The organism is Pseudomonas sp. MDT1-17 (genome assembly GCF_054898105.1).
In genome coordinates, this window is the sequence record NZ_JBUBVM010000001.1 from 340716 (window position 1) to 363066 (window position 22351).

Here is a 22351-nt window from a genome sequence, read left to right on the forward strand (position 1 = left end):
GTTCGTAATTTTATTCAGGAACTACGTTTACCCCTCTCGATCCCTTTTCACTCCAGGAGTACAACCATGAGCACCTATGACGTCGTGATTCTGGGCGGTGGCCCCGGCGGCTATAACGCAGCGATCCGCGCCGGTCAGTTGGGCCTCAGAGCGGTTTGCGTAGAAGGACGGGCCACCCTCGGCGGTACCTGCCTGAACGTCGGTTGCATGCCGTCAAAAGCGCTGCTGCACGCTTCCGAACTCTACGACGCCGCCATGGGTGCGGAATTCGCCAACCTGGGAATTGAAGTAAAGCCCACACTCAACCTCGCGCAGATGATGAAGCAAAAGGATGAAAGCGTTACCGGGCTGACCAAAGGTATCGAGTTTCTGTTTCGCAAAAACAAAGTGCACTGGATCAAGGGCTGGGGCCACATCGACGGGCCCGGCAAAGTGACGGTGACCGACAGCCAGGGCGGCAAGACCGAATTGAACGCCAAGAACATCATCATCGCCACCGGCTCCGAGCCCACTCCCCTGCCCGGCGTGGACATTGATAACAAACGCATCCTCGATTCAACGGGCGCACTGTCGCTGGCCGAAGTGCCCAAGCATCTGGTGGTGATTGGCGCCGGGGTGATCGGTCTGGAGCTGGGTTCGGTGTGGCGGCGTCTGGGCGCTCAGGTGACCGTCGTCGAGTTTCTCGACCGGATCTGCCCCGGTGTGGATGGTGAAGCGGGCAAAACCTTGCAACGCTCATTGAGCAAACAGGGCATCAGCTTCAAATTGAGTTCCAAAGTCACCAGCGCCACGACCTCGGCAACCGGCGTTCAGCTCAGCGTCGAGCCCGCGGCTGGCGGCACCGCCGAACTGCTGGAAGCGGATTACGTGCTGGTGTCCATCGGACGCCGGCCTTACACCCAAGGCCTGGGGCTGGAAAACGTCGGTCTCGCCACGGACAAGCGCGGCATGCTCGCCAACAAAGGTCATCGCACCGAAGCGGCTGGCTTCTGGGTGATCGGTGATGTCACGTCCGGGCCGATGCTCGCCCACAAGGCCGAAGACGAAGCCATGGCCTGCATCGAACAGATTGTCGGCAAGGCTGGCGAGGTCAATTACGACCTGATCCCCAACGTGATTTACACCAAACCGGAGCTGGCCAGTGTCGGCAAGACCGAAGAACAACTGAAGGCCGAAGGTCGCGCCTACAAGGTCGGCAAGTTTCCCTTTACCGCCAACAGCCGGGCAAAGATCAACCACGAGACCGAAGGCTTCGCCAAAGTGCTGGCCGATGAGCGCACCGACGAGATTCTCGGCGTGCACCTTGTGGGTCCAAGCGTCAGTGAAATGATTGGCGAATACTGCGTGGCCATGGAGTTCAGCGCCTCTGCCGAAGACATTGCCCTGACCTGCCATCCACACCCGACCCGCTCCGAGGCCTTGCGCCAGGCGGCGATGAATGTGGAGGGGATGGCGACGCAGATGTAAGCCTGGAGATTGGCGGTGGCTGGTCTATCGCCTTCGCGAGCAGGCTCGCTCCCACATTGGTTTTGTGAGCGCCACAGATCTAATGTGGGAGCGAGCCTGCTCGCGAAGGGGGCGACTCGGTCTAAAGCGGTAAATGCTCCAGTGGCAACGCCCCCGGCGTCTTCACCGTATGAATCGCAAAGTTGCTGCGGATGTCGCTCACACCCGGCAATTTCAACAAACGCCCCGTGAGAAAACGGTCATAGGCGCGCAGGTCCGGCACCACCACCTGCAGCAGAAAATCCGATTCCCCTGACACCAGAAAGGCCGAAATCACCTCGGGCAACGCGGTCACCGCCAGGCGAAAGGATTCGGCCTGCTCATCGTTGTGCCGTTCGACCTTGACCCCGACAAACACCGTCAGCCCGAGCCCTACTTCGTCGCGATCCAGATTGGCCTGGTAACCGCGTATCACCCCGGCTTCTTCGAGCATTCGCACCCGGCGCAAACACGGCGAAGCGGACAGGCCGATCTCGTCAGCCAATTGCACATTGCTCAAGCGACCGTCCCGCTGCAGGGCTGCGAGAATCTTGCGGTCGTAGGCATCCAGTTTCATGGCTTGGCAGATCCTGATGGTTTAAATGCAGTTCAGTGGCAGGTTATGCCAACCAGATGCATTTTAGAAGCGAACTACGCAACCATCTGCCCTGCCCTTCAGCCCTAGACTGGCCGTACTGAATCGACAACGAATGGGGTGCAACGTGGCAGGACTCTGGCTGTTTTTCATGGCGCTGGCGGTGGTTTACTTGTTGCCGGGCCCGGACATGATCCTGTTGTTGCAAACCGGTGCCCGTCAGGGCAAAGGCGCGGCGCTGGCCACCGCCGTGGGTCTGGGCATCGCCCGGGGTTGCCATGTGGCCTTGGCGGCGCTTGGGCTGGCGGCACTGTTCAAGGCAGCGCCCTGGACGTTCGACGTGGTGCGCCTGGCGGGGGCCGCGTATCTGCTATGGATCGGCATTCAATGCCTGCGAACCACAATGCTGCCAAGTTTGAACGGAGCAGACACCACCACCGAAAAACCTCGCTGGCGCGCAGCGATCCAGCGCGGTTTGCTGACCAACCTGCTCAATCCCAAAGCGTTGCTGTTCTGCTCGGTGCTGCTGCCGCAGTTCATCGATCCACACGCCGGGCCGGTGCTCGCGCAGTTTGCGACCTTGGGCGTGGTGTTGGTCGGTGTCGGTTTGTTGTTCGACAGCGCTTACGCACTGACCGGCGCAGCGCTGGGCCGATGGCTGCAACGCAGTCCTTCAGCCCAGCGCCTGCAGCAGTGGTTGTTTGGCAGCCTGTTGATCGGCTTCGCCGTGCGGCTGACCTTTGTGCAACAGACTTGATTCCTACCTCTCCTTACGCCGGCGGCGGTTGATCAGCAACAGCGCCGCTGCCGAGACCGCTATCACACCGCCAATCTGCAGCGGTTTTTTGTAGGGTCGCAGCTGTGAGCGCGCGGCGTCGGTGACCTGGGTCACATAGCGCTTGTCGGCGCTCTGAAAGTCCGGATCCTGGCATTGATGACCAAAATCGCCGGCCCAGACCACATACGGACCTTCCTCGACATAACGACGGTAGAGCGCGCTTTGCTCTTGCAGGCTGGTGCCCCACGACGAAGCCTTGCACAGCACCGAAGCAAACGCCTGACTGCTGTGGGGCAGATGATCAGCGGCTTTGCTCGCCAGCGCCGTGGCGACAAAACGGTAATGGAAACGCGCATCAGGTTGCGCCACCGTGGCTTGCTGGCGCTGCACTTCACCCTCGGCCATCAGCAATCCGACCTTCAGCTCGGGAGCCTCCAGACTGTAATTGCCGCCGAAGGTCGCGTAATCCGGGGACATCTCGTAGCCCAACAACTCCATTCCGTCGAAACGGGCCATTGTCGCGGCATGGTAATAAGCGAAAGCCCGTTTGGTCGGCCACCATTTTGATTCAGCGTCGTGGCGCAACTGTCCATACCACGTAGCCTTATGTTGCAACTCGACGCTGTCAAAGTATGCCGGTGCTTCGTCGTAACGTTCCTCGCGCAACAAACGCCGCCCAAGCAAATTGCGCAATTTCGCCGCCACCGGCAACTGCACATAGTTATCGCGATCTTCCTGAGTCAGAGGTGGCGGCGCCGGCACTTGAGTGTCCACGTACTGCTTGAGCTCATCGACGGTCAACACCCGCTCGGCGACCGTGGCGGCGTCGAACCAGTAGATATCTTTACTGCGATAAAGCTGATCGAACGCTTGCAGGTAATCCCCGCGTTGCAACGCCAGGATCGCGCTTTCACCCTCGACCCGACACTTGGGCTGAAGCATTTCGAAATCCCAATCCGGCGTGCGTCGCTCACCCCAGGATTCATTCTGCGGGAAGGCCTGGGCAGCCTTCGCATACGCCGCGGCAGCCGCGTTTTTATCGCCCTCGCGCACTGCCAATTTGGCCCGCAACCACCACGCCAGTCCGCCATCACCGGCGTGTTCGAGGAACGCCTTCGCACTCGCGTAATCGCCCTGTTGATAATTCACCGCCGCCAGGCGATCAGCGTTATCGAGGCTGCCGCGGGTGCTGTTTTGCAGCAATTTGATCAGTTTCAATTCGTTCGGTGGTTGATCACCGAATGACCAACCCAGTCGGCTGATCAAGGACGCCGTGACCAGTTGCTGCACCGGTTTGCCGATGAGCAAACCGGCCAGTTGATCCTCCGGCAGCGCCGCCAGATCGGCCATCAACAGCTTCAGCGAGGTGTAACCCACCGCCGAACCCTGAAGGTTTTGCGTGGCGTAGAGTTCGATGGCGCTGTTCCAGTCGCCGCTCGTGCGGGCGACGCGGGCCTCTTCGCCAAGACTGGCGACACCCAGCTCCAGTGGGTCACTGAAGCCGTCGATACTTAGCTGACGGGTCTGCTCGAAGGCCTTTCGAGACAGAGCCAACAGGTCGGGTCCAGCGTCCGCTTCCGAGTTCATGGCAAACAGCGTCCGACCTAATGAATAAGCAGCCCAGGTGCTGCGCAACGCCCGTTGATCCGCCGGCAATGCCAGCACCATCTGAAAGTACTCAGCTGCCCGCCCATAATCACCGGCATTGAATGCCACAGCGCCGGCCAGATAAAGCTTGAGCTCAGCCGGCAGGCTCGCGCCCTGAATCTCGACCTGATGCGCATCGGTCAGCGTGCGAAGCTGTTTCACCAGCGTTTGCTGCTCAGCCGTCAAACCGATCTGCTCGGCCTTATCCCGCTGCTCTGCGTAGTCGGGCGCATCCACGCCATAGGCGGTTTCGGTGACGTTCTTCAGCCCGGCGACCGCATGCCCGAGGCGACTGATTTCAAATCTGAAGTTACCTTCCGGCAGCTCCGCCAGCGACTGGCCACGGTTGTCCAACAGACGCATCGGGAAGTCCGGCCCGCAGGCCAGCGCCGAACCCAGCGGCAGACTGAGGCTCAGGCACAGCAGATGGCGGGGCCAGTTACGGGTCAACATTCGAACCTCCTTGATCAATATGTGCGCAACGAGCCCAACCAATGGCACGCCGCTCGCCGGCCGGTATTCGACCGTCGCGCAGGCGGGTGAAGGTAAGCAGATCCGGACGTTGTTGCAACGCATAACCGGCCAGCGCATCGGCGCCGTCACAGCCCTGCACCGCGAGTGTCAGGCGTTCGGGCCAGGCGCTGTCGAGGTTTCCCTGATTACTGAGACTGATGTCATAGAGGCCTTCTTGCTCAGAGAGATTCAGTGCCAGGTGACTGTCGAGGGTATCGCCACGCGCCACGGCGCCCAGGGTCGTCAGGCTCCAGGCCCGGCGATCGTTGGCCAGTGGCAGACGAAACCAGATCAGGCCCGCCAGATGAGCCGGTGGATCATTGCGCAACTCGGTCCCGAGCTGGCTCAGTTGCTGTGGATCGGCGTGCAATTCCCGGCGTTTTCCGCCCCGTTCGATGGGCACTTCGCTTTCCACTACTGGTGCTCCGCCACCCGGCAACAACGCCACACCATAGGCTGGCAGCGCCAGATAGAAAGGTTTCAAAGTGATGCGGCTCCAGGCCCTGGCCCATTTGCGGGCCTGATCCGCATCGAACAAGCCAAGACGCGGATCACTCACCGCGTGCACCTGCAACACGCTGCTGTCGACTGTGGATAACAGCGCCGGCAATTCGGGACTGTCGAGCCAGGCGGGCAATGCGGTGATGCTCAGTGCAATAGAGGCCGGAAGAACTGCGCGCAGGTGCGTAAGAAATTCGCGGTAGGTCGGCAGCCGAGCAGTACCGGCATCGTGGTCGATTTCCACGCCGGAGAGCGTCATCCCCTGCCCTTGCCAATCGCCGAGCACCTGCTGGATCTGCGCGGTGACTGCGTCCTGATCCAGCGACTTGAGTTGGCCATCAAGACGAATCACCGCGATCAGCGGCCGACCATCCCGTTTGAGCAGCGCCCGGTCAATCCGCGCCCGGCTCCAACCCGCCTCAGGGAATGCCTGCAAGGCCAGCACCCGCAGGGTGGAAAAGTCAGCGCGGCTGTACCTCAGCGCCGCTTCGTGGGCCGGTGTCCATTGTCGTTGCCAGACGTAGAGTTGCTGATCAAGCGGTGGCCCGTCCTGTCGTTCGCAACCGTTGAGCAACGCCACTGCGACAATCAGTGCCGACAGACGAGCGAAAAAATACATAACCGAATCTGATCCTTGGTCGCAGCGGCCAGAAGCTGCGTTCGGCAGATGCTACAGGTCGAGGACCAAAGGCTGCGACCCCTGCGCCGGAATCGCACAACAAATCAGCACTTCTCCGTCGTCCGGCACTTCTGCCGGCGGCTGTGGATAATTCACCTGGCCGCTGATCAGGCGCGTCTTGCAGGTCCCGCAGGAACCGCCGCGGCAGCTGAATTCCGGGCGCAACCCACGGCTTTCCGCCAACTCCAGCAAGCTGCCACCGTCGGGTTGCCAGCGGGCCTCTTTAGCCGAGCGCTGAAACACCACTGGCACCGAGGTTGTAGCCGCGGGCGGTTGCTCGATGACTACCGCGTCGGGGTCCGGCACCCGACGCAAGGTGGAGGGGCCGAAGGTTTCGGCGTGAATCCTTGCATCACGGATGTCCAGTTCCCGCAGGCTGTCATACAGCCCTTGGGTAAAACTGCCCGGACCGCAGAGGACAAAATCCAGCTGATCATAGTCCTCCACTTCAAAAATGGTCTTGAGCAACGCGGTGTCGATCCGCCCGGTCAGGTCGAAGTCTTCACCCTCTCGGGCCTCTGCCTCCGGCTGACTTAGCAGGCGCAACACCCTGACCGCATCACCCGCCTCATCGAGCAAGCGATCCACCTCAGGCCGAAACACTTGATCAGCCAATGTGCGCGAACTCTGGAAAAACCAGGTCGGCCGGATGCGGCGAGTACGCAGGCCTTGATAAACCACCTCGCGCAGCATCGACAGCAGCGGCGTAATGCCGACACCGGCAGCCAACAACACCAGCGGCCGACGCTCATGGGGTTCCACGGTGAAATGCCCCTGAGGCGCGCGGGCCTCCAACAGATCACCGACGCGCACCTGTTCATGCAGGTGCGAAGACACCAAACCGTCACGCTTCACGCTGATGCGGAAAAAATCATCGGACGGCGCGCTCGACAGGCTGTAGGTACGGATATGCACCTCGCCGCCAATGTTGAAGCGCAGCGGCAAATGCTGCCCGGCTTGAAACACTGGCAACCCCGCGCCATCGGCAGGCTCCAGATAGATTGAGCGGATGTTGTGGCTTTGCGGTTCGATGCGCACCACCCGCAACGGCCGCCAGCGATCCCCCAAGGCCTGGGCTTGCAGACGGGCGTTGGCTTGCTCCCAGGTGCCGGTCAGCAAACTGGTGGGTGATACGCCGTCGAAGCGCCACCGCAGAGCGAGCGCGGCGGGACGACGCACCACGCTTTCCACTTCAAATGTCCACAAGCGCTCGGCCCCTTGAAACGCCTCGACCTGGGGGCCTTCAAGAATGACTTCGGTGCGACCGCTGAGGTGCAGCAGGTCTCCCGAATTGAAATCGATAAACAGCAAACCGGCCCGGGGATTGAGCAGCAGGTTGCCCAAGGTGTTGAAAAACAGGTTGCCGGCGAAATCCGGGATGGTCAGGCGATTACCTTCTACCTGTACGAAACCGGCCTGGCCGCCTCGGTGAGAAACGTCCACCGAACGTTGGCCATCGACGTCCACGTAACTGGCGACAAAGAACGTATCGGATCCCGCGATCAGGGCTTTGGCCGCATCGTCCAGCGCGTTGAGGTGTTGCGCGACGCGAGTCGACGGATCCGCCAGTGGCACTGAGCGAAACTGCCGCAATTGAATGTACTGCGGGCAATTGCCGTAGGACTGCTCCACCGCCACATCGAAGCCGCTCGCCGTCATCGCGCCGACTCGACCGTTGAGGCGGTTGCGGCGGCGGGTGTGCAGTTCGATCCCCAGCAGGCCGATCGCCGCGCCCTCCGTCAATTGCGCAGGATCATCAGCGCCCGGCAGGCTGCGAAATTGCAGTGCACCTGGCTCGGGCGAGTGAGCGAAGCCCGGCTGCCCTTCAAGAATACTGGCCCAAGGATTACCGTCGGCATCCACCGCGCCGTACAACATGAACGGCAGTTGCTCATAGAACTTGCGGTGCTGGTCCGGCATCTCACTGCGAATCACCTTACGACCGAGCACCTCCATCCGCTCGGCAATGCCCACATAAGCCTGCAATCGTTTCTCGCCGGCGTGCCAGGGTGAACGGTCCATAACGGCTTCTCCCCTGCGCCATCGGCGCAGTGTGAACGACCCGACAGTGTCGGGCCGCAGGCATCAGGCAGTTTTTTGCAGACCGACGACGGTGCGCGGCATGCCGACAAACCCTGGCAAAGCTTCGATCCGCGCCAACCAGGCGCGGATGTTGGCGTAGTCTTCCAGCGACACGTTGCCTTCAGGCGCATGGGCGATGTAGCTGTAGGCCGAAACGTCGGCAATGGTTGGCTCGGCGCCAGCCAGATACGGCGTTGCCGCCAGTTCCTGATCGATCACTTTGAGCACGGTGTGGGAATAAGCGATCACCTCTTCAGCGTTGTACGGCGCACCAAACACCGTGATCAGCCTTGCTCTGGCGGGGCCAAAGGCAATGGGCCCAGCGGCAATCGACAACCAGCGCTGAACCTTCGCCGCGCCGACCGGATCGGCTGGCAACCAACGGCCGTTACCGTACTTTTGCGCCAGATAAACCAGGATCGCGTTGGAATCGGCCAGTATCACGCCTTGATCATCAATGACCGGCACTTGACCAAACGCGTTGAGCGCCAGAAAGTCCGGCTGTTTGTGCGCGCCCTTGGCCAGATCGACAAAGATCAGTTCGGTCGGCAGTTGCAGCAGGGACAGCATTAGTTCTACACGGTGAGCGTGGCCGGAACGTGGGAAGTTGTAGAGCTTGATGGCTTGCATGGTGTTCTCCGCTGGATAGTGGCGCTGTTGAAGAGAGATCAGTAACGGTGGGGAGCCATCTTCCACTCGCAACCCAAACAACAGAATAACCAGCAAACGCAATCCATTATTTCAGCCGGCGCAATAACCCTTTAGCCGAGCAAGGCCGGATGTTCGCGCAGTGTCTTCACCGCGAAGTCCACAAAACTACGGACCCGCACCGGGGCCTTGCGCCCACCCTGATAGACCACATGAATGGGTAATGGAGGCAATTCGAAGTCAGCCAGAACGATTTCCAGCTCACCGGAGGCGACTTTGCTTGCTACCTGATAAGACAGAACCCGGGTCAGCCCCAGGCCCATGCAGGCGGCGGTGATTGCAGCCTGATTGGCGGTGACAACAAGACGCGGTTCCGGACGAACGCTGATCAGTGCTCCCGCATCAAGAAACGGCCAGCTTCTGAGTTGACCAATGGACGAGGCGGCGATGATCGGGGCTGCGCTCAAGTCTGCAGGATGCCGGGGCCGACCACGGTCATTCAGAAATCCAGGAGAAGCGCAGATCACCCGCCGCACTTCGCCCACTCGAATTGCATGTTGATTGCTATCAGGCAACTCACCAATGCGCACCGCCACATCGATGCCCTCCTCGACCATGCTCACCACTCGGTCTACCAATAAAGCGTTGATGCTGACTTCAGGGAATTGAGTCAGATAACCGACCATGACCGGCGTGACAAACAACTCACCGAACAACACCGGCGCGGTGATTGTCAGTTGCCCACGCGGTTGAGCATGACTGCCCGCCGCCGAATCCTCGGCTTCCTGCACCTCGGCGAGAATCCTCCGACAGTCTTCCAGGAAACGCTGACCCGCCTCGCTCAAGTGAACACTGCGGGTGGTGCGTGTCAGCAGCAACGTGCCGATGCGCTTCTCCAACGCCGCCACTGCGCGAGTGACACTGGCTGCCGACAGGCCCAAACGCCGCGCCGCCGCCGAGAAACCTTGGTCTTGGGCGACGGCGGCGAAGACCTGCATCTCCTGGAAACGGTCCATGGGCGTGCCCTCTATTCAGATAAAAAAAATCGCAACCGTAGGCTGCGATTTTTAATGTTTCGATCAGCTGTGGATAACTTATTCCACCGTCACCGACTTCGCCAGGTTACGCGGCTGGTCAACGTCTGTGCCCTTCAGCACGGCCACGTAATACGAGAGCAACTGCAGCGGAATGGTGTAGAGGATCGGCGACAGGGTGTTGTGTATGTGTGGCATTTGTACAACGTGAGTGCCTTCAGCATTGGTCATGCCGGCCTGCTCGTCTGCAAAGACGATCAGCTGACCACCACGAGCGCGGACTTCCTGGAGGTTGGATTTCAACTTCTCCAGCAGCTCGTTGTTCGGTGCCACGGTGACCACTGGCATGTCGTTATCCACAAGCGCCAACGGGCCGTGTTTCAGCTCGCCAGCCGGATAGGCTTCGGCGTGGATGTAGGAGATTTCCTTGAGCTTGAGAGCCCCTTCCATCGCTACCGGGAATTGCGCACCACGACCGAGGAACAGGGTGTGGTTTTTCTCGGCGAACAGCTCGGCGATTTTCTCCACGGTGCTGTCCATGGCCAAGGCTTCGCCGAGGCGGGCCGGCAGGCGACGCAGCTCTTCAACCAACGTGGCTTCGACGCCTTTGGCCAACGTGCCGCGAACCTGGCCCAGGGACAAGGTCAACAGCAACAGGCCGACCAATTGAGTGGTGAAGGCTTTGGTCGAGGCCACGCCAATTTCACGACCCGCCTGGGTCAGCAGTGTCAGGTCGGACTCACGCACCAGTGAGCTGATGCCGACGTTGCAGATCGCCAGGCTGGCGAGGAAACCCAGTTCCTTGGCGTTGCGCAGGGCAGCCAGGGTGTCCGCGGTTTCGCCGGACTGGGAGATGGTCACGAACAGCGTGTCGGGTTGCACCACCACCTTGCGGTAGCGAAATTCGCTGGCGACTTCGACCTGGCACGGGATCCCGGCCAGTTCTTCGAGCCAGTAACGGGCAACCATGCCGGCGTGGTAACTGGTGCCACACGCGACGATCTGCACGTTGCGCACTTTGGTGAACAACTCGGCAGCCTGTGGACCGAACGCTTGCACCAGCACGCCGTTCGGACTCAGGCGACCTTCCAGGGTGCGCTGCACCACAGCCGGTTGCTCGTGAATTTCCTTGAGCATGAAGTGGCGGAACTCGCCTTTGTCGGCGGCTTCGGCACCATCGCGGTACTGCACGGATTCGCGTTTGACAACTTGGCCGCTCACGTCCCAGATCTGAACGCTGTCGCGGCGAATTTCGGCGATATCGCCTTCTTCCAGGTACATGAAGCGGTCAGTGACCTGGCGCAGGGCCAATTGATCGGAAGCCAGGAAGTTTTCACCCAGGCCCAGGCCAATAACCAGTGGGCTGCCGCTGCGGGCAGCGACCAGACGATCCGGTTGCTGAGCGCTGATGACCGCCAAACCGTAAGCACCGTGCAGCTCTTTGACAGTAGCCTTCAGGGCCACGGTCAGATCACGCAGATCCTTGAGTTTGTGGTTCAACAGGTGAGCAATGACCTCGGTGTCGGTGTCCGAAGTGAACACGTAACCCAAAGCTTTGAGTTGCTCACGCAGGGCTTCGTAATTCTCGATGATGCCGTTGTGCACCACCGCCAGATCACCGGAGAAATGCGGGTGAGCGTTGCCCTCGCACGGCGCACCGTGAGTGGCCCAGCGGGTGTGGGCGATACCCAGGCGGCCGACCAGCGGTGTTTCGGCCAGCGCCAGTTCCAATTCACTGACTTTGCCCGGGCGGCGCAGGCGCTCAAGCTTTTCGTCATTAGTGTAAACCGCCACACCCGCACTGTCGTAGCCACGGTATTCCAGGCGCTTCAGGCCTTCGAGCAGGATGGCAGTGATGTTACGTTCTGCAACTGCGCCAACAATTCCACACATGCTATTTCTCCTGACTGACAGCCGCGAGGATCAAATTGATTCCGCGGGCCTGAATCTGATCCCGTGCCGCAAGCGGCAGGCGATCATCGGTAATAAGGGTATGGACGCTGCTCCAGGGCAGTTCCAGGTTGGGAATCTTGCGGCCGATTTTGTCGGCCTCGACCATGACCACCACTTCGCGGGCGACTTCAGCCATGACCCGGCTCAATCCCAGCAGTTCGTTGAAGGTGGTTGTGCCGCGAATCAAATCGATGCCATCGGCACCAATGAACAACTGATCAAAGTCGTAAGAGCGTAGTACCTGCTCGGCCACCTGCCCCTGAAAGGACTCGGAATGCGGGTCCCAGGTGCCGCCGGTCATCAACAGCACCGGCTCATGCTCGAGCTCGCTCAAGGCATTGGCGACATGCAGGGAATTGGTCATCACCACCAGACCCGGTTGTTGGCCGAGTTCCGGAATCATCGCCGCCGTGGTGCTGCCGCTATCGACGATGATCCGCGCATGCTCGCGAATCCGCGTAACGGCGGCGCGGGCGATTGCCTGCTTGTATTTGGACACCGGCTGACCAATGTCGGCCACCAGCTCTTGAGGCATGGTGATCGCTCCGCCATAACGGCGCAGCAGCAGTCCGTTGCTCTCAAGCGCCGCGAGGTCCTTGCGGATCGTAACTTCCGAAGTTTCGAAGCGCTTGGCCAGCTCATCCACACTGACTTCGCCCTGCTCATTGAGCAAGGCGAGGATATTGTGACGGCGTTGAGGTGTATTGCGTTTCGACATGGCTTGGTAAGTTTCGATTCGAAAGATAACGGAAGCAATCAAAACCTATCGGCGAAACTTCGTCAAGCGTGGGGCGATAAAAAGAGCTGTGGATAACTCAGCTCTTCTTGATCTTCTCCGGCCGCTTCCAGCCGTCGATGTTCTTCTGCCGCGCTCGGCCTACCGCCAACTGAGCGTTATCCACATTTTGGGTAATGGTCGAACCTGCCGCAGTCGTTGCACCCGCAGAGATATCCACAGGCGCGACCAACGAGTTGTTGGAGCCGATGAACACATCTTCACCCAACACGGTTTTCCATTTGTTGGCGCCGTCGTAATTGCAGGTGATGGTGCCGGCCCCGATGTTGGTACGCGCACCAACCTCCGCATCCCCCAGGTAAGTCAGGTGACCGGCCTTGGCGCCCTCGCCCAAATGAGCGTTTTTCAACTCAACGAAGTTACCCACATGCGCGCGCGCTTCAAGGACTGTGCCTGGGCGCAAACGAGCGAATGGACCGGCATCGCTGCCTTCACCGAGGATCGCGCCTTCGATGTGGCTGTTGGCCTTGATCACCACGCCTTTGCGCAGGGTGCTGTCCTTGATCACACAGTTCGGGCCAATGACCACGTCGTCCTCAATAACGACCTTGCCTTCGAGGATCACGTTGATGTCGATCAGTACGTCGCGGCCGACGGTGACTTCACCGCGCACATCAAAACGAGCCGGGTCACGCAGGGTCACGCCCTGAGCCATCAAACGACGACCGGCGCGCAGCTGATAGTGACGCTCAAGCTCGGCAAGCTGCTTGCGATCGTTAGCACCCTGCACTTCCATTGCATCGTGGGGTTGTTCGGTCGCTACCACCATTCCGTCGCTGACCGCCATGGCGATCACGTCAGTCAGGTAATACTCGCCCTGGGCATTGTTGTTCGAGAGGCGGCTCATCCAGTCGCCAAGACGTTCGAAAGGCAGCGCCAGAATGCCGGTGTTGCCCTCGGTGATTGCGCGTTCAGCTTCGTTGGCGTCTTTCTGCTCGACGATAGCGGTGACCTTTCCAGCCGCGTCACGGACGATGCGGCCGTAGCCGGTTGGATCGTCCAGTTCAACGGTGAGCAAACCCAGTTGTTGCGGCGCCACTTTCTTCAGCAAACGCTGCAGGGTTTCGACTTCAATCAGCGGCACGTCACCGTAGAGAATCAGCACCGTGTCGGACTTGATGAACGGCACGGCCTGCGCCACCGCATGACCGGTTCCGAGTTGTTTGTCCTGCAGGACGAAATTCAGATCATCCGCCGCCAGACGCTCACGCACGGCATCGGCGCCATGGCCGATCACGACGTGGATGCGCTGTGGATCAAGTTGCCGGGCGCTGTGGATAACATGGCCGAGCATCGAGTTGCCGGCAATCGGGTGCAGAACTTTCGGCAACGCCGAACGCATGCGAGTGCCCTGGCCAGCAGCGAGGATAACGATTTCTAAAGACATGACTGGCTACCAATCCTGGCTGGTCAGCGGCTGCGACCAGGTTATGAATGTCGGAAAAGAAAAAAGGGTAGCCGAGGCTACCCTTTTTAATCAATCGCACAACAAGTAGGGCCTATTAGTGGCCGAACTTCTTGCGGATCTGCTGGACGGTGCGCAGCTGAGCTGCAGCCTCGGCCAGACGTGCGGCAGCAGAACCGTAATCGAATTCTGCACCACGGTCATGCAAGGCCTTCTCGGCAGCCTTAACGGCTTCCTGAGCGGAGGCTTCGTCCAGGTCGGCAGCGCGTTGCACAGTGTCGGCAAGCACCTTGACCATGTTCGGCTGAACCTCGAGGAAACCACCGGAGATGTAAAACACCTCCTCTTCCCCGCCCTGCTTGACCAGGCGGATCGGGCCCGGTTTGAGATTAGTGATCAGCGGCGCGTGACCCAGGGCGATACCAAGATCACCCAGTGCACCGTGCGCAACCACCATCTCGACCAGGCCGGAAAAGATTTCCCCTTCCGCGCTGACGATATCGCAATGGACTGTCATAGCCATCTGATTGCCTCAACCTAAATTAGCGCCCGTTGCCGGGCGCCGGGATTACAGTTTCTTGGCTTTCTCGATCGCTTCTTCGATGCCGCCGACCATGTAGAACGCTTGTTCTGGCAGGTGGTCGTAGTCACCGTTGAGGATGCCTTTGAAGCCAGCAATGGTGTCTTTCAGGGAAACGTATTTACCCGAAGCACCGGTGAAGACTTCAGCCACGAAGAACGGTTGCGACAAGAAACGCTGGATCTTACGAGCACGGTTTACCAACTGCTTGTCGGTTTCCGACAGCTCGTCCATACCCAGGATCGCAATGATGTCCTTCAGTTCTTTGTAACGTTGCAGAACATACTGTACGCCGCGAGCGGTGTCGTAGTGGTCCTGACCGATCACGTTCGGGTCCAGCTGACGCGAAGTCGAGTCCAGTGGATCGACCGCTGGGTAGATACCCAGGGAAGCGATGTCACGGGACAGAACGACGGTGGCGTCCAAGTGGGCGAAGGTGGTCGCTGGCGACGGGTCAGTCAAGTCATCCGCCGGTACGTATACCGCCTGGATCGAGGTGATCGAACCGTTTTTGGTCGAAGTGATACGCTCTTGCAGAGTACCCATCTCTTCGGCCAGGGTCGGCTGGTAACCTACTGCGGAAGGCATACGGCCCAGCAGTGCGGATACTTCAGTACCGGCCAGGGTGTAACGATAGATGTTGTCGACGAACAACAGAACGTCGTTACCTTCGTCACGGAACTTCTCGGCCATGGTCAGGCCAGTCAGTGCTACGCGCAGACGGTTACCCGGCGGCTCGTTCATCTGACCGTAAACCAGTGCCACTTTGTCCAGAACGTTGGAGTCCTTCATCTCGTGGTAGAAGTCGTTACCCTCACGAGTACGCTCACCCACACCGGCGAACACGGAATAACCGCTGTGCTCGATGGCGATGTTACGGATCAGTTCCATCATGTTTACGGTTTTGCCTACACCGGCACCACCGAACAGACCAACTTTACCACCCTTGGCGAACGGGCAAACCAGGTCGATAACCTTGATGCCGGTTTCCAGCAGGTCGTTGCCGCCCGCTTGTTCAGCGAAGGTTGGCGCAGGACGGTGAATGCCCCAACGCTCTTCGGTGTCGATCGGGCCAGCTTCGTCGATCGGGTTACCCAGAACGTCCATGATCCGGCCCAGGGTCGCTTTACCGACCGGTACGGAGATGGCTGCGCCAGAGTCGGTGACTTCCAGACCGCGCTTCAAGCCTTCGGTGGAACCCATCGCAATGGTACGAACCACGCCGTCGCCCAGCTGCTGCTGAACTTCCAGGGTGGTGCCTGCATCGCTTTTTACACTCAAAGCGTTGTAGATGCTCGGTACGCTGTCGCGTGGAAATTCCACGTCGATAACGGCGCCGATGATTTGAACGATACGTCCGCTACTCATAGCTGGATCCTCTGAATATTTGAACCGTTAAACCGCGGCAGCGCCGCCGACGATTTCCGAGATCTCTTGGGTGATCGCAGCCTGACGCGCCTTGTTGTAGACCAGCTGCAAATCGCTGATCAAATCACCGGCGTTGTCGGTAGCGTTCTTCATCGCGATCATCCGCGCAGCCTGTTCAGCCGCGTTGTTCTCGACCACCGCCTGGTAGACCTGCGACTCAACGTAGCGGACCATCAAGCCGTCAAGCAGCTCTTTGGCATCCGGTTCGTAGAGATAGTCCCAGTGATGCTTGAGTGATTGATCCGCGGTTGCCTCCAGTGGAATCAACTGCTCCACAGTAGGCTGTTGCGTCATGGTGTTGATGAACTTGTTGGACACCACGGACAGGCGATCAATACGGCCGTCCAGGTAGGCATCCAGCATCACCTTGACGCTGCCAATCAGATCATTGATCGACGGCTCTTCACCCAGGTGGCTGATAGCTGCAACGACGTTACCGCCGAAGTTGCGGAAGAAAGCCGCACCCTTGCTACCAACAACACACAGATCAATCTCGACGCCGTTATCGCGGTTTACCGCCATGTCCTTGACCAAGGCCTTGAACAGGTTGGTGTTCAAGCCACCACACAAACCACGGTCACTGCTCACTACGACATAACCGACGCGCTTGATTTCTCGCTCGATCATGAAGGGGTGGCGATATTCCGGGTTAGCGTTGGCCAAATGACCAATAACCTGGCGGATGCGCTCCGCGTAAGGACGGCTAGCAGCCATGCGCATTTGTGCCTTGCGCATTTTACTGACCGCCACTTTTTCCATGGCGCTGGTAATCTTTTGCGTGCTTTTGATGCTCGCAATCTTACTGCGAATCTCTTTTGCGCCTGCCATGTAACACCTATCAGGTTAGCAAGCGGGAGCCTTGCGGCTCCCGCTGCGGCTTACCAGGTTTGGGTGGCCTTGAACTTCTCGATACCGGCTTTCAGGCCAGCGTCGATTTCGTCATTGAAGTCACCCTTCACGTTGATCTTCGCCATCAAATCGGCGTGATCGCGGTTGAAGAAAGCAATCAGCGCTTGTTCGAAGCTGCCGATCTTGGCGATTTCAACGTCAGTCAGGAACCCACGCTCAGCGGCATACAGCGACAGCGCCATGTCAGCGATCGACATTGGTGCGTATTGCTTCTGCTTCATCAGCTCGGTAACGCGCTGACCATGCTCAAGTTGCTTACGGGTCGCTTCGTCCAGGTCAGAAGCGAACTGGGCGAATGCCGCCAGTTCACGGTACTGAGCCAGAGCGGTACGGATACCACCGGAGAGCTTCTTGATGATCTTGGTCTGAGCGGCACCACCCACACGGGATACCGAAACACCGGCGTTCACAGCAGGACGGATCCCGGAGTTGAACATGGCCGATTCCAGGAAGATCTGACCGTCGGTGATGGAAATCACGTTGGTCGGAACGAACGCGGAAACGTCGCCAGCCTGGGTTTCGATGATCGGCAGTGCGGTCAGGGAACCGGTTTTGCCGGTCACTGCGCCGTTGGTGAACTTCTCTACGTACTCTTCCGAAACGCGGGATGCGCGCTCCAGCAGACGGGAGTGGAGATAGAACACGTCGCCTGGGTAAGCTTCACGGCCTGGTGGACGGCGCAGCAGCAGGGAAATCTGGCGGTAAGCCACTGCTTGCTTGGACAGATCGTCATAAACGATCAGCGCGTCTTCACCGCGGTCGCGGAAGAATTCACCCATGGTGCAACCGGAGTACGGTGCCAGGAATTGCAGTGCTGCAGATTCCGAAGCGCTCGCGGCCACGACGATGGTGTTAGCCAGTGCGCCGTTTTCTTCCAGCTTGCGAACAACGTTAGCGATGGTCGATTGTTTCTGACCGATCGCTACGTAGACGCAGAAAATACCGCTGTTCTTCTGGTTGATGATCGCGTCGATCGCCAGAGCGGTTTTACCGATCTGACGGTCACCGATGATCAGCTCACGCTGGCCACGGCCGACAGGGATCATGGCATCGACAGCCTTGTAGCCAGTCTGTACAGGCTGGTCTACCGACTTACGCCAGATCACGCCTGGAGCAACTTTCTCGACCGCATCGGTCTCGGTGTTGTTCAGCGGACCTTTGCCGTCAACAGGGTTACCCAGTGCGTCGACTACGCGACCCAGCAGTTCCTTACCAACCGGAACTTCGAGGATGCGGCCGGTGCACTTGGCGCTCATGCCTTCAGCCAGAGACTGATAAGAGCCCAATACAACGGCACCTACAGAGTCTTGCTCCAGGTTGAGAGCCATACCGAAGACGCCGCCCGGAAACTCGATCATCTCGCCGTACATTACGTCGGCCAGACCGTGAATCCGCACGATACCGTCAGATACGCTGACGACAGTGCCTTCGTTACGGGCTTGGGAGGTCACATCGAGCTTGTCGATGCGGCCCTTGATAATTTCACTTATTTCGGAAGGATTGAGTTGCTGCATTGCTCTGCTGCCCCTTCAAACTCAAGATTTCAATGCTTCGGCAAGGTTCGCGAGTTTGCCGCGAACCGAGCCATCGATTACCAGGTCGCCGGCGCGGATGACAATGCCCCCAATAAGGGATTTGTCTTCCTCGACTTGCAGGCGCACTTCCCGGTTGAGTCGTGCACTGAGAACCTTGGCGAGTTTGTCTTGCTGTTCTTGGTTCAATGCAAAAGCACTGGTCACTTCAACGTCTACCGATTTCTCTTGTTCGGCCTTGTACAGGTCAAACAGAGCGGCGATCTCCGGCAACAGCGGGAGACGGTCGTTTTCGGCAACGACGTTGATGAAGTTCTGTACCTTCACATCAAACTTGTCGCCGCACACGTCAATAAACGTGGCGGCCTTGTCTGCGCTCGTCAGTCGCGGGGCCTTGAGCACGCGCTGCATAGTGTCGTCTTGCGACACTGCTGCAGCCAGGCCGAGCATGGCTGACCAAGAGGCCAGTTGCTGGTGGGCCTGGGCGTGCTCGAAGGCTGCCTTAGCGTAAGGTCGGGCCAACGTGGTCAATTCTGCCATGATCGCCCTCGCTTAAATTTCAGCAGCCAGTTTGTTTACCAGCTCCGCGTGCGCGTTTTGATCGATTGTGGCACCCAGGATCTTCTCGGCGCCGCCAACGGCCAGAGCACCCAATTGGGCACGCAGCGCGTCTTTGACACTGTTCAGCTCCTGCTCGATCTCGGCCTGAGCCTGAACCTTCACACGGTCAGCGTCGATACGGGCTTTTTCAACAGCCTCTTCGACGATCTGATTACCGCGTTTCTTGGCTTGCTCAATGATTTCGGCTGCCTGAGCTTTAGCTTCGCGCAGTTGTTGACCCGCTTTATCTTGGGCCAACTCCAGGTCGCGAGCTGCTCGGGCGGCAGCGTCCAATCCATCCGCGATCTTCTTCTGACGTTCGTGCAAAGCCGCGATGACCGGAGGCCACACGAACTTCATGCAAAACAGTACAAAAATGAAGAACGCAACGGACTGGCCAATCAGGGTTGCATTAATGTTCACGCCAACACCTCGCTCGTTCGTTGCACATCAAACCAATTACTCGAAGGTTCGAGTAATCAGCCAGCGAGTTGACCAACGAATGGGTTCGCGAAGGTGAAGAACAGAGCGATACCAACACCGATCATGGTGACGGCGTCGAGCAGACCGGCAACGATGAACATTTTAACTTGCAGCATTGGAACCATCTCTGGCTGACGCGCTGCGCCTTCCAGGAACTTGCCACCCAACAGGCCGAAACCAATTGCGGTACCCAGTGCGCCCAGGCCGATCAACAGTGCAACAGCGATAGCGGTTAGACCAACTACAGTTTCCATCTTTCCTCCCGACTTTTACGTCGTATGGTTTAGGTTTTTTAGATTTTAAAGCGGTAGAACAAATCGTTTCATAGCCCTGTTCGGGCACCCACTCGTTTGACCGAGTGGGACATCAGACCAGTCGAGACTGGTCTTAATGGTTCTCTTCGTGCGCCATCGACAGGTAAACGATGGTCAGCATCATGAAGATAAACGCCTGCAGGGTGATGATAAGGATGTGGAACACAGCCCACGCCCACTGCAGAACTACACCCAGGCCGCTAAGCCAGAGCAGACCGCTGCCGAACATCACAGCGATCAGAATGAAGACCAGTTCGCCGGCGTACATGTTGCCGAACAGACGCAGTGCCAGAGAGATTGGCTTGGCAATCAGTGTCACGAACTCCAGCAGGAAGTTCACCGGAATCAGCAGCGCTTGCAGGAAAATGTTCTTGCTACCGAAAGGGTGCAGGGTCAGTTCGCCGATGAAGCCGCCGATGCCCTTGACCTTGATGCTGTAGAAAATGATCAACGCGAACACCGACAGGGCCATGCCCAGGGTAGCGTTCGGGTCAGTGGTCGATACGGCACGGAACGGAATGTGCGCATCGCCAGTGATCAGGATGGCCAACTGAGGAATCCAGTCGACCGGTATCAGGTCGACGGCGTTCATCAGGAAGACCCAGACGAAGATGGTCAGTGCCAACGGTGCAATCACCGGGCTACGGCCATGGAAGCTGTCTTTCACGCTGCCATCGACGAATTCGACCAATACTTCAACGAAGTTCTGCAAAGCACCAGGTACACCCGTAGTCGCCTTCTTTGCCGCCATGCGGAAAAGAAGAACGAAAATCAGGCCCAACGCGACCGACCAGCCGAGAGTATCGACGTGGAAAGCCCAGAAGCCCATTTCTTTGGCTTCTGCTGCGGTGTGGGCAAAACCCCACCCGCCGGTTGGATGCTGACCGAAGGTCAGGTTCTGCAAGTGGTGCTGGATATAGCCCGAAGCGGTTGTTTCTGCCATGGTTGCCTCAAACGCCCTAAGGTCTCGAAAGTCTTGTTCTCATCAGCAGGGGCGCGAACCAGCTGACCAGTTGGGTCAACACGAAGACGCCGAATACAGCTAGCGGCGCCAATGGCTTCACACCTGCAAACGTCAATGCAAAGAGCACTGCCGTCAAAATCAGTTTGCCCGCCTCGCCGGCATAAAAAGACCGGACGATGGCTTGAGCTGCTCGGGCGCCGGAAAACCGAAATGCCCTGTGAGCGAAATAAACATTGGGCAGCAAGGCTATCAGGCCTCCGCAAAGTCCTGAATACCCGGCTACGACTCCATGCCAGTACCAAAGCGCCAAAGCGGCCAGTACCAATACGACAAATTGAGCCAGTAATACCGGAAAAACTGCCAGGCGATGGAACGGCAAGCGGTTTGGCGTGCGGCTCTCCATCGATTTTGCTCCCCAATGATCGGCTGCCAGAATTCAATAACTTGGCATAATTTGTGCCGACAAAATGCGCGCAGAGTATAGGGGCGGTTCTGCCCCTATTCAACTGGCAGGTAGTGATTTCCGACTGCACGCTACATGAGGAAATGTTTCAGCGAATGTGCGCAAGTACACCTTGAAGCTCATCGAGGGAGTTGTAACCGATCACCAACTGCCCCTTCCCCTTTTTACCGTGGCGGATCTGCACCGCAGAGCCTAGGCGCTCGGCCAGACGCTGTTCGAGTCGCGCAATATCAGGGTCCTGCTTTACCGGTTCAGCAGGTTCGTGTTTGCCGCTCAACCACTGGCGTACCAGTGCTTCAGTCTGGCGCACAGTCAGCCCCCGTGCGACAACGTGTCGCGCCCCTTCAACCTGTTGATTCTCCGGCAAACCGAGCAAAGCACGGGCATGACCCATTTCCAGGTCGCCGTGGGACAGCATGGTTTTGATGACTTCCGGCAACGCGATCAAGCGTAGCAGGTTGGCCACGGTCACGCGGGATTTGCCCACCGCTTCGGCCACTTGTTGCTGAGTCAGCTGGAATTCCTGCTGCAAACGCTGCAAGGCCACCGCTTCTTCGATCGGATTGAGGTCTTCGCGCTGGATGTTCTCGATCAGTGCCATCGCGATCGCGGTTTCATCCGGTACATCGCGAACCATTGCCGGGATGGTTTCCTGGCCAGCCTGCTGGCTGGCGCGCCAACGGCGTTCGCCGGCGATGATTTCGAAGCGACCGCTACCGATCGGTCGAACCACGATCGGTTGCATCACGCCCTGAGCCTTGATCGACTGTGCCAGCTCTTCCAGCGCCTGTGGGTCCATGTCCCGACGCGGCTGGTACTTGCCGCGCTGGATCAGGTCCAGGGGCAGGTGCTGCAGCTCACGCTGATCTGCCTGCACCGCTTGTTCTTCCAGCGAGCTGACAGTCGGACCACTCAGCAGTGCATCCAGTCCACGTCCGAGACCTCGTTTCTTGACGGCCATG

The 22351-nt window shown here is 58.8% G+C and carries 21 protein-coding genes; 2 read left to right on the top strand and 19 right to left on the bottom strand.

The annotated features are described in order from the left end of the window. Positions 1–66 precede the first annotated feature (66 nt). Positions 67–1467, top strand: coding sequence for a dihydrolipoyl dehydrogenase (lpdA, locus tag ACYZTX_RS01425; RefSeq protein WP_462032646.1), 1401 nt, complete (start codon positions 67–69; stop codon positions 1465–1467). Positions 1468–1588: 121 nt separating this feature from the next. Here the strand turns inward: lpdA and ACYZTX_RS01430 are convergent, their stop codons facing one another. Beyond that, a complete protein-coding gene (locus tag ACYZTX_RS01430; protein ID WP_163910566.1) occupies positions 1589–2062 on the bottom strand; it encodes an Lrp/AsnC family transcriptional regulator in 474 nt (157 codons plus the stop codon). 145 nt (positions 2063–2207) lie between these two features. Between ACYZTX_RS01430 and ACYZTX_RS01435 the strand changes: the two genes are divergently transcribed. Beyond that, positions 2208–2837 (top strand): LysE family translocator, encoded by a 630-nt coding sequence (locus ACYZTX_RS01435; RefSeq protein WP_462032647.1) that lies wholly within the window; start codon positions 2208–2210, stop codon positions 2835–2837. Positions 2838–2840: 3 nt separating this feature from the next. On the opposite strand, the gene ACYZTX_RS01440 is transcribed toward ACYZTX_RS01435, so the two are convergent. The 18 genes from ACYZTX_RS01440 to ACYZTX_RS01525 form a co-directional block, all read right to left on the bottom strand. Next, positions 2841–4958: a hypothetical protein gene (locus ACYZTX_RS01440; RefSeq protein WP_462032648.1), complete on the bottom strand. Its 2118-nt coding sequence runs from the start codon at positions 4956–4958 to the stop codon at positions 2841–2843. Continuing rightward, a complete protein-coding gene (locus tag ACYZTX_RS01445) occupies positions 4945–6138 on the bottom strand; it encodes a DUF3142 domain-containing protein (protein WP_462032649.1) in 1194 nt (397 codons plus the stop codon). The genes ACYZTX_RS01440 and ACYZTX_RS01445 overlap by 14 nt, the downstream gene beginning before the upstream one ends. A gap of 51 nt (positions 6139–6189) precedes the next feature. Further along, on the bottom strand, positions 6190–8220 hold the full coding sequence (locus ACYZTX_RS01450; RefSeq protein ID WP_462032650.1) for a 2Fe-2S iron-sulfur cluster-binding protein: 2031 nt from the start codon (positions 8218–8220) through the stop codon (positions 6190–6192). Positions 8221–8283: 63 nt separating this feature from the next. Next, positions 8284–8910, bottom strand: a complete 627-nt coding sequence (locus ACYZTX_RS01455; protein WP_462032651.1) for a glutathione S-transferase family protein — start codon at positions 8908–8910, stop codon at positions 8284–8286. Positions 8911–9041: 131 nt separating this feature from the next. Beyond that, a complete protein-coding gene (locus ACYZTX_RS01460; RefSeq protein WP_462032652.1) occupies positions 9042–9944 on the bottom strand; it encodes a LysR family transcriptional regulator in 903 nt (300 codons plus the stop codon). Between the two features lie 78 nt (positions 9945–10022). Further along, entirely contained in the window at positions 10023–11855 is a 1833-nt protein-coding gene (gene glmS / locus ACYZTX_RS01465) for a glutamine--fructose-6-phosphate transaminase (isomerizing) (RefSeq protein ID WP_462032653.1), read from the bottom strand. 1 nt (position 11856) lies between these two features. Continuing rightward, positions 11857–12633, bottom strand: coding sequence for a DeoR/GlpR family DNA-binding transcription regulator (locus ACYZTX_RS01470; RefSeq protein ID WP_462032654.1), 777 nt, complete (start codon positions 12631–12633; stop codon positions 11857–11859). Positions 12634–12730: 97 nt separating this feature from the next. Further along, the gene (gene glmU, locus ACYZTX_RS01475) at positions 12731–14098 is read right to left on the bottom strand and encodes a bifunctional UDP-N-acetylglucosamine diphosphorylase/glucosamine-1-phosphate N-acetyltransferase GlmU (RefSeq protein WP_462032655.1); all 1368 of its coding nucleotides are present in this window, start codon (positions 14096–14098) and stop codon (positions 12731–12733) included. Positions 14099–14213: 115 nt separating this feature from the next. Beyond that, positions 14214–14639, bottom strand: a complete 426-nt coding sequence (locus ACYZTX_RS01480; RefSeq protein WP_131059030.1) for a F0F1 ATP synthase subunit epsilon — start codon at positions 14637–14639, stop codon at positions 14214–14216. A 45-nt stretch (positions 14640–14684) separates the two neighbouring features. Continuing rightward, positions 14685–16064, bottom strand: coding sequence for a F0F1 ATP synthase subunit beta (atpD, locus tag ACYZTX_RS01485; protein ID WP_150630634.1), 1380 nt, complete (start codon positions 16062–16064; stop codon positions 14685–14687). A gap of 27 nt (positions 16065–16091) precedes the next feature. After that, complete coding sequence (gene atpG, locus ACYZTX_RS01490; RefSeq protein WP_283182329.1) at positions 16092–16952, bottom strand: F0F1 ATP synthase subunit gamma; 861 nt, start codon at positions 16950–16952, stop codon at positions 16092–16094. 50 nt (positions 16953–17002) lie between these two features. After that, the gene (atpA, locus tag ACYZTX_RS01495; protein WP_150711443.1) at positions 17003–18547 is read right to left on the bottom strand and encodes a F0F1 ATP synthase subunit alpha; all 1545 of its coding nucleotides are present in this window, start codon (positions 18545–18547) and stop codon (positions 17003–17005) included. A 21-nt stretch (positions 18548–18568) separates the two neighbouring features. After that, positions 18569–19105 (bottom strand): F0F1 ATP synthase subunit delta, encoded by a 537-nt coding sequence (locus tag ACYZTX_RS01500; RefSeq protein ID WP_150582363.1) that lies wholly within the window; start codon positions 19103–19105, stop codon positions 18569–18571. A 12-nt stretch (positions 19106–19117) separates the two neighbouring features. Further along, positions 19118–19588: a F0F1 ATP synthase subunit B gene (locus ACYZTX_RS01505; protein ID WP_008027535.1), complete on the bottom strand. Its 471-nt coding sequence runs from the start codon at positions 19586–19588 to the stop codon at positions 19118–19120. 56 nt (positions 19589–19644) lie between these two features. Continuing rightward, positions 19645–19902 carry a F0F1 ATP synthase subunit C gene (atpE, locus tag ACYZTX_RS01510; protein ID WP_002555987.1) on the bottom strand — a complete coding sequence of 86 codons (258 nt, stop codon included), beginning with the start codon at positions 19900–19902 and terminating at the stop codon, positions 19645–19647. A gap of 133 nt (positions 19903–20035) precedes the next feature. After that, positions 20036–20905, bottom strand: a complete 870-nt coding sequence (atpB, locus tag ACYZTX_RS01515; RefSeq protein WP_131059034.1) for a F0F1 ATP synthase subunit A — start codon at positions 20903–20905, stop codon at positions 20036–20038. A 16-nt stretch (positions 20906–20921) separates the two neighbouring features. After that, entirely contained in the window at positions 20922–21329 is a 408-nt protein-coding gene (locus tag ACYZTX_RS01520) for a F0F1 ATP synthase subunit I (protein WP_007948092.1), read from the bottom strand. Between the two features lie 148 nt (positions 21330–21477). Then, complete coding sequence (locus ACYZTX_RS01525; protein WP_129439758.1) at positions 21478–22350, bottom strand: ParB/RepB/Spo0J family partition protein; 873 nt, start codon at positions 22348–22350, stop codon at positions 21478–21480. Position 22351: the final 1 nt, after the last annotated feature.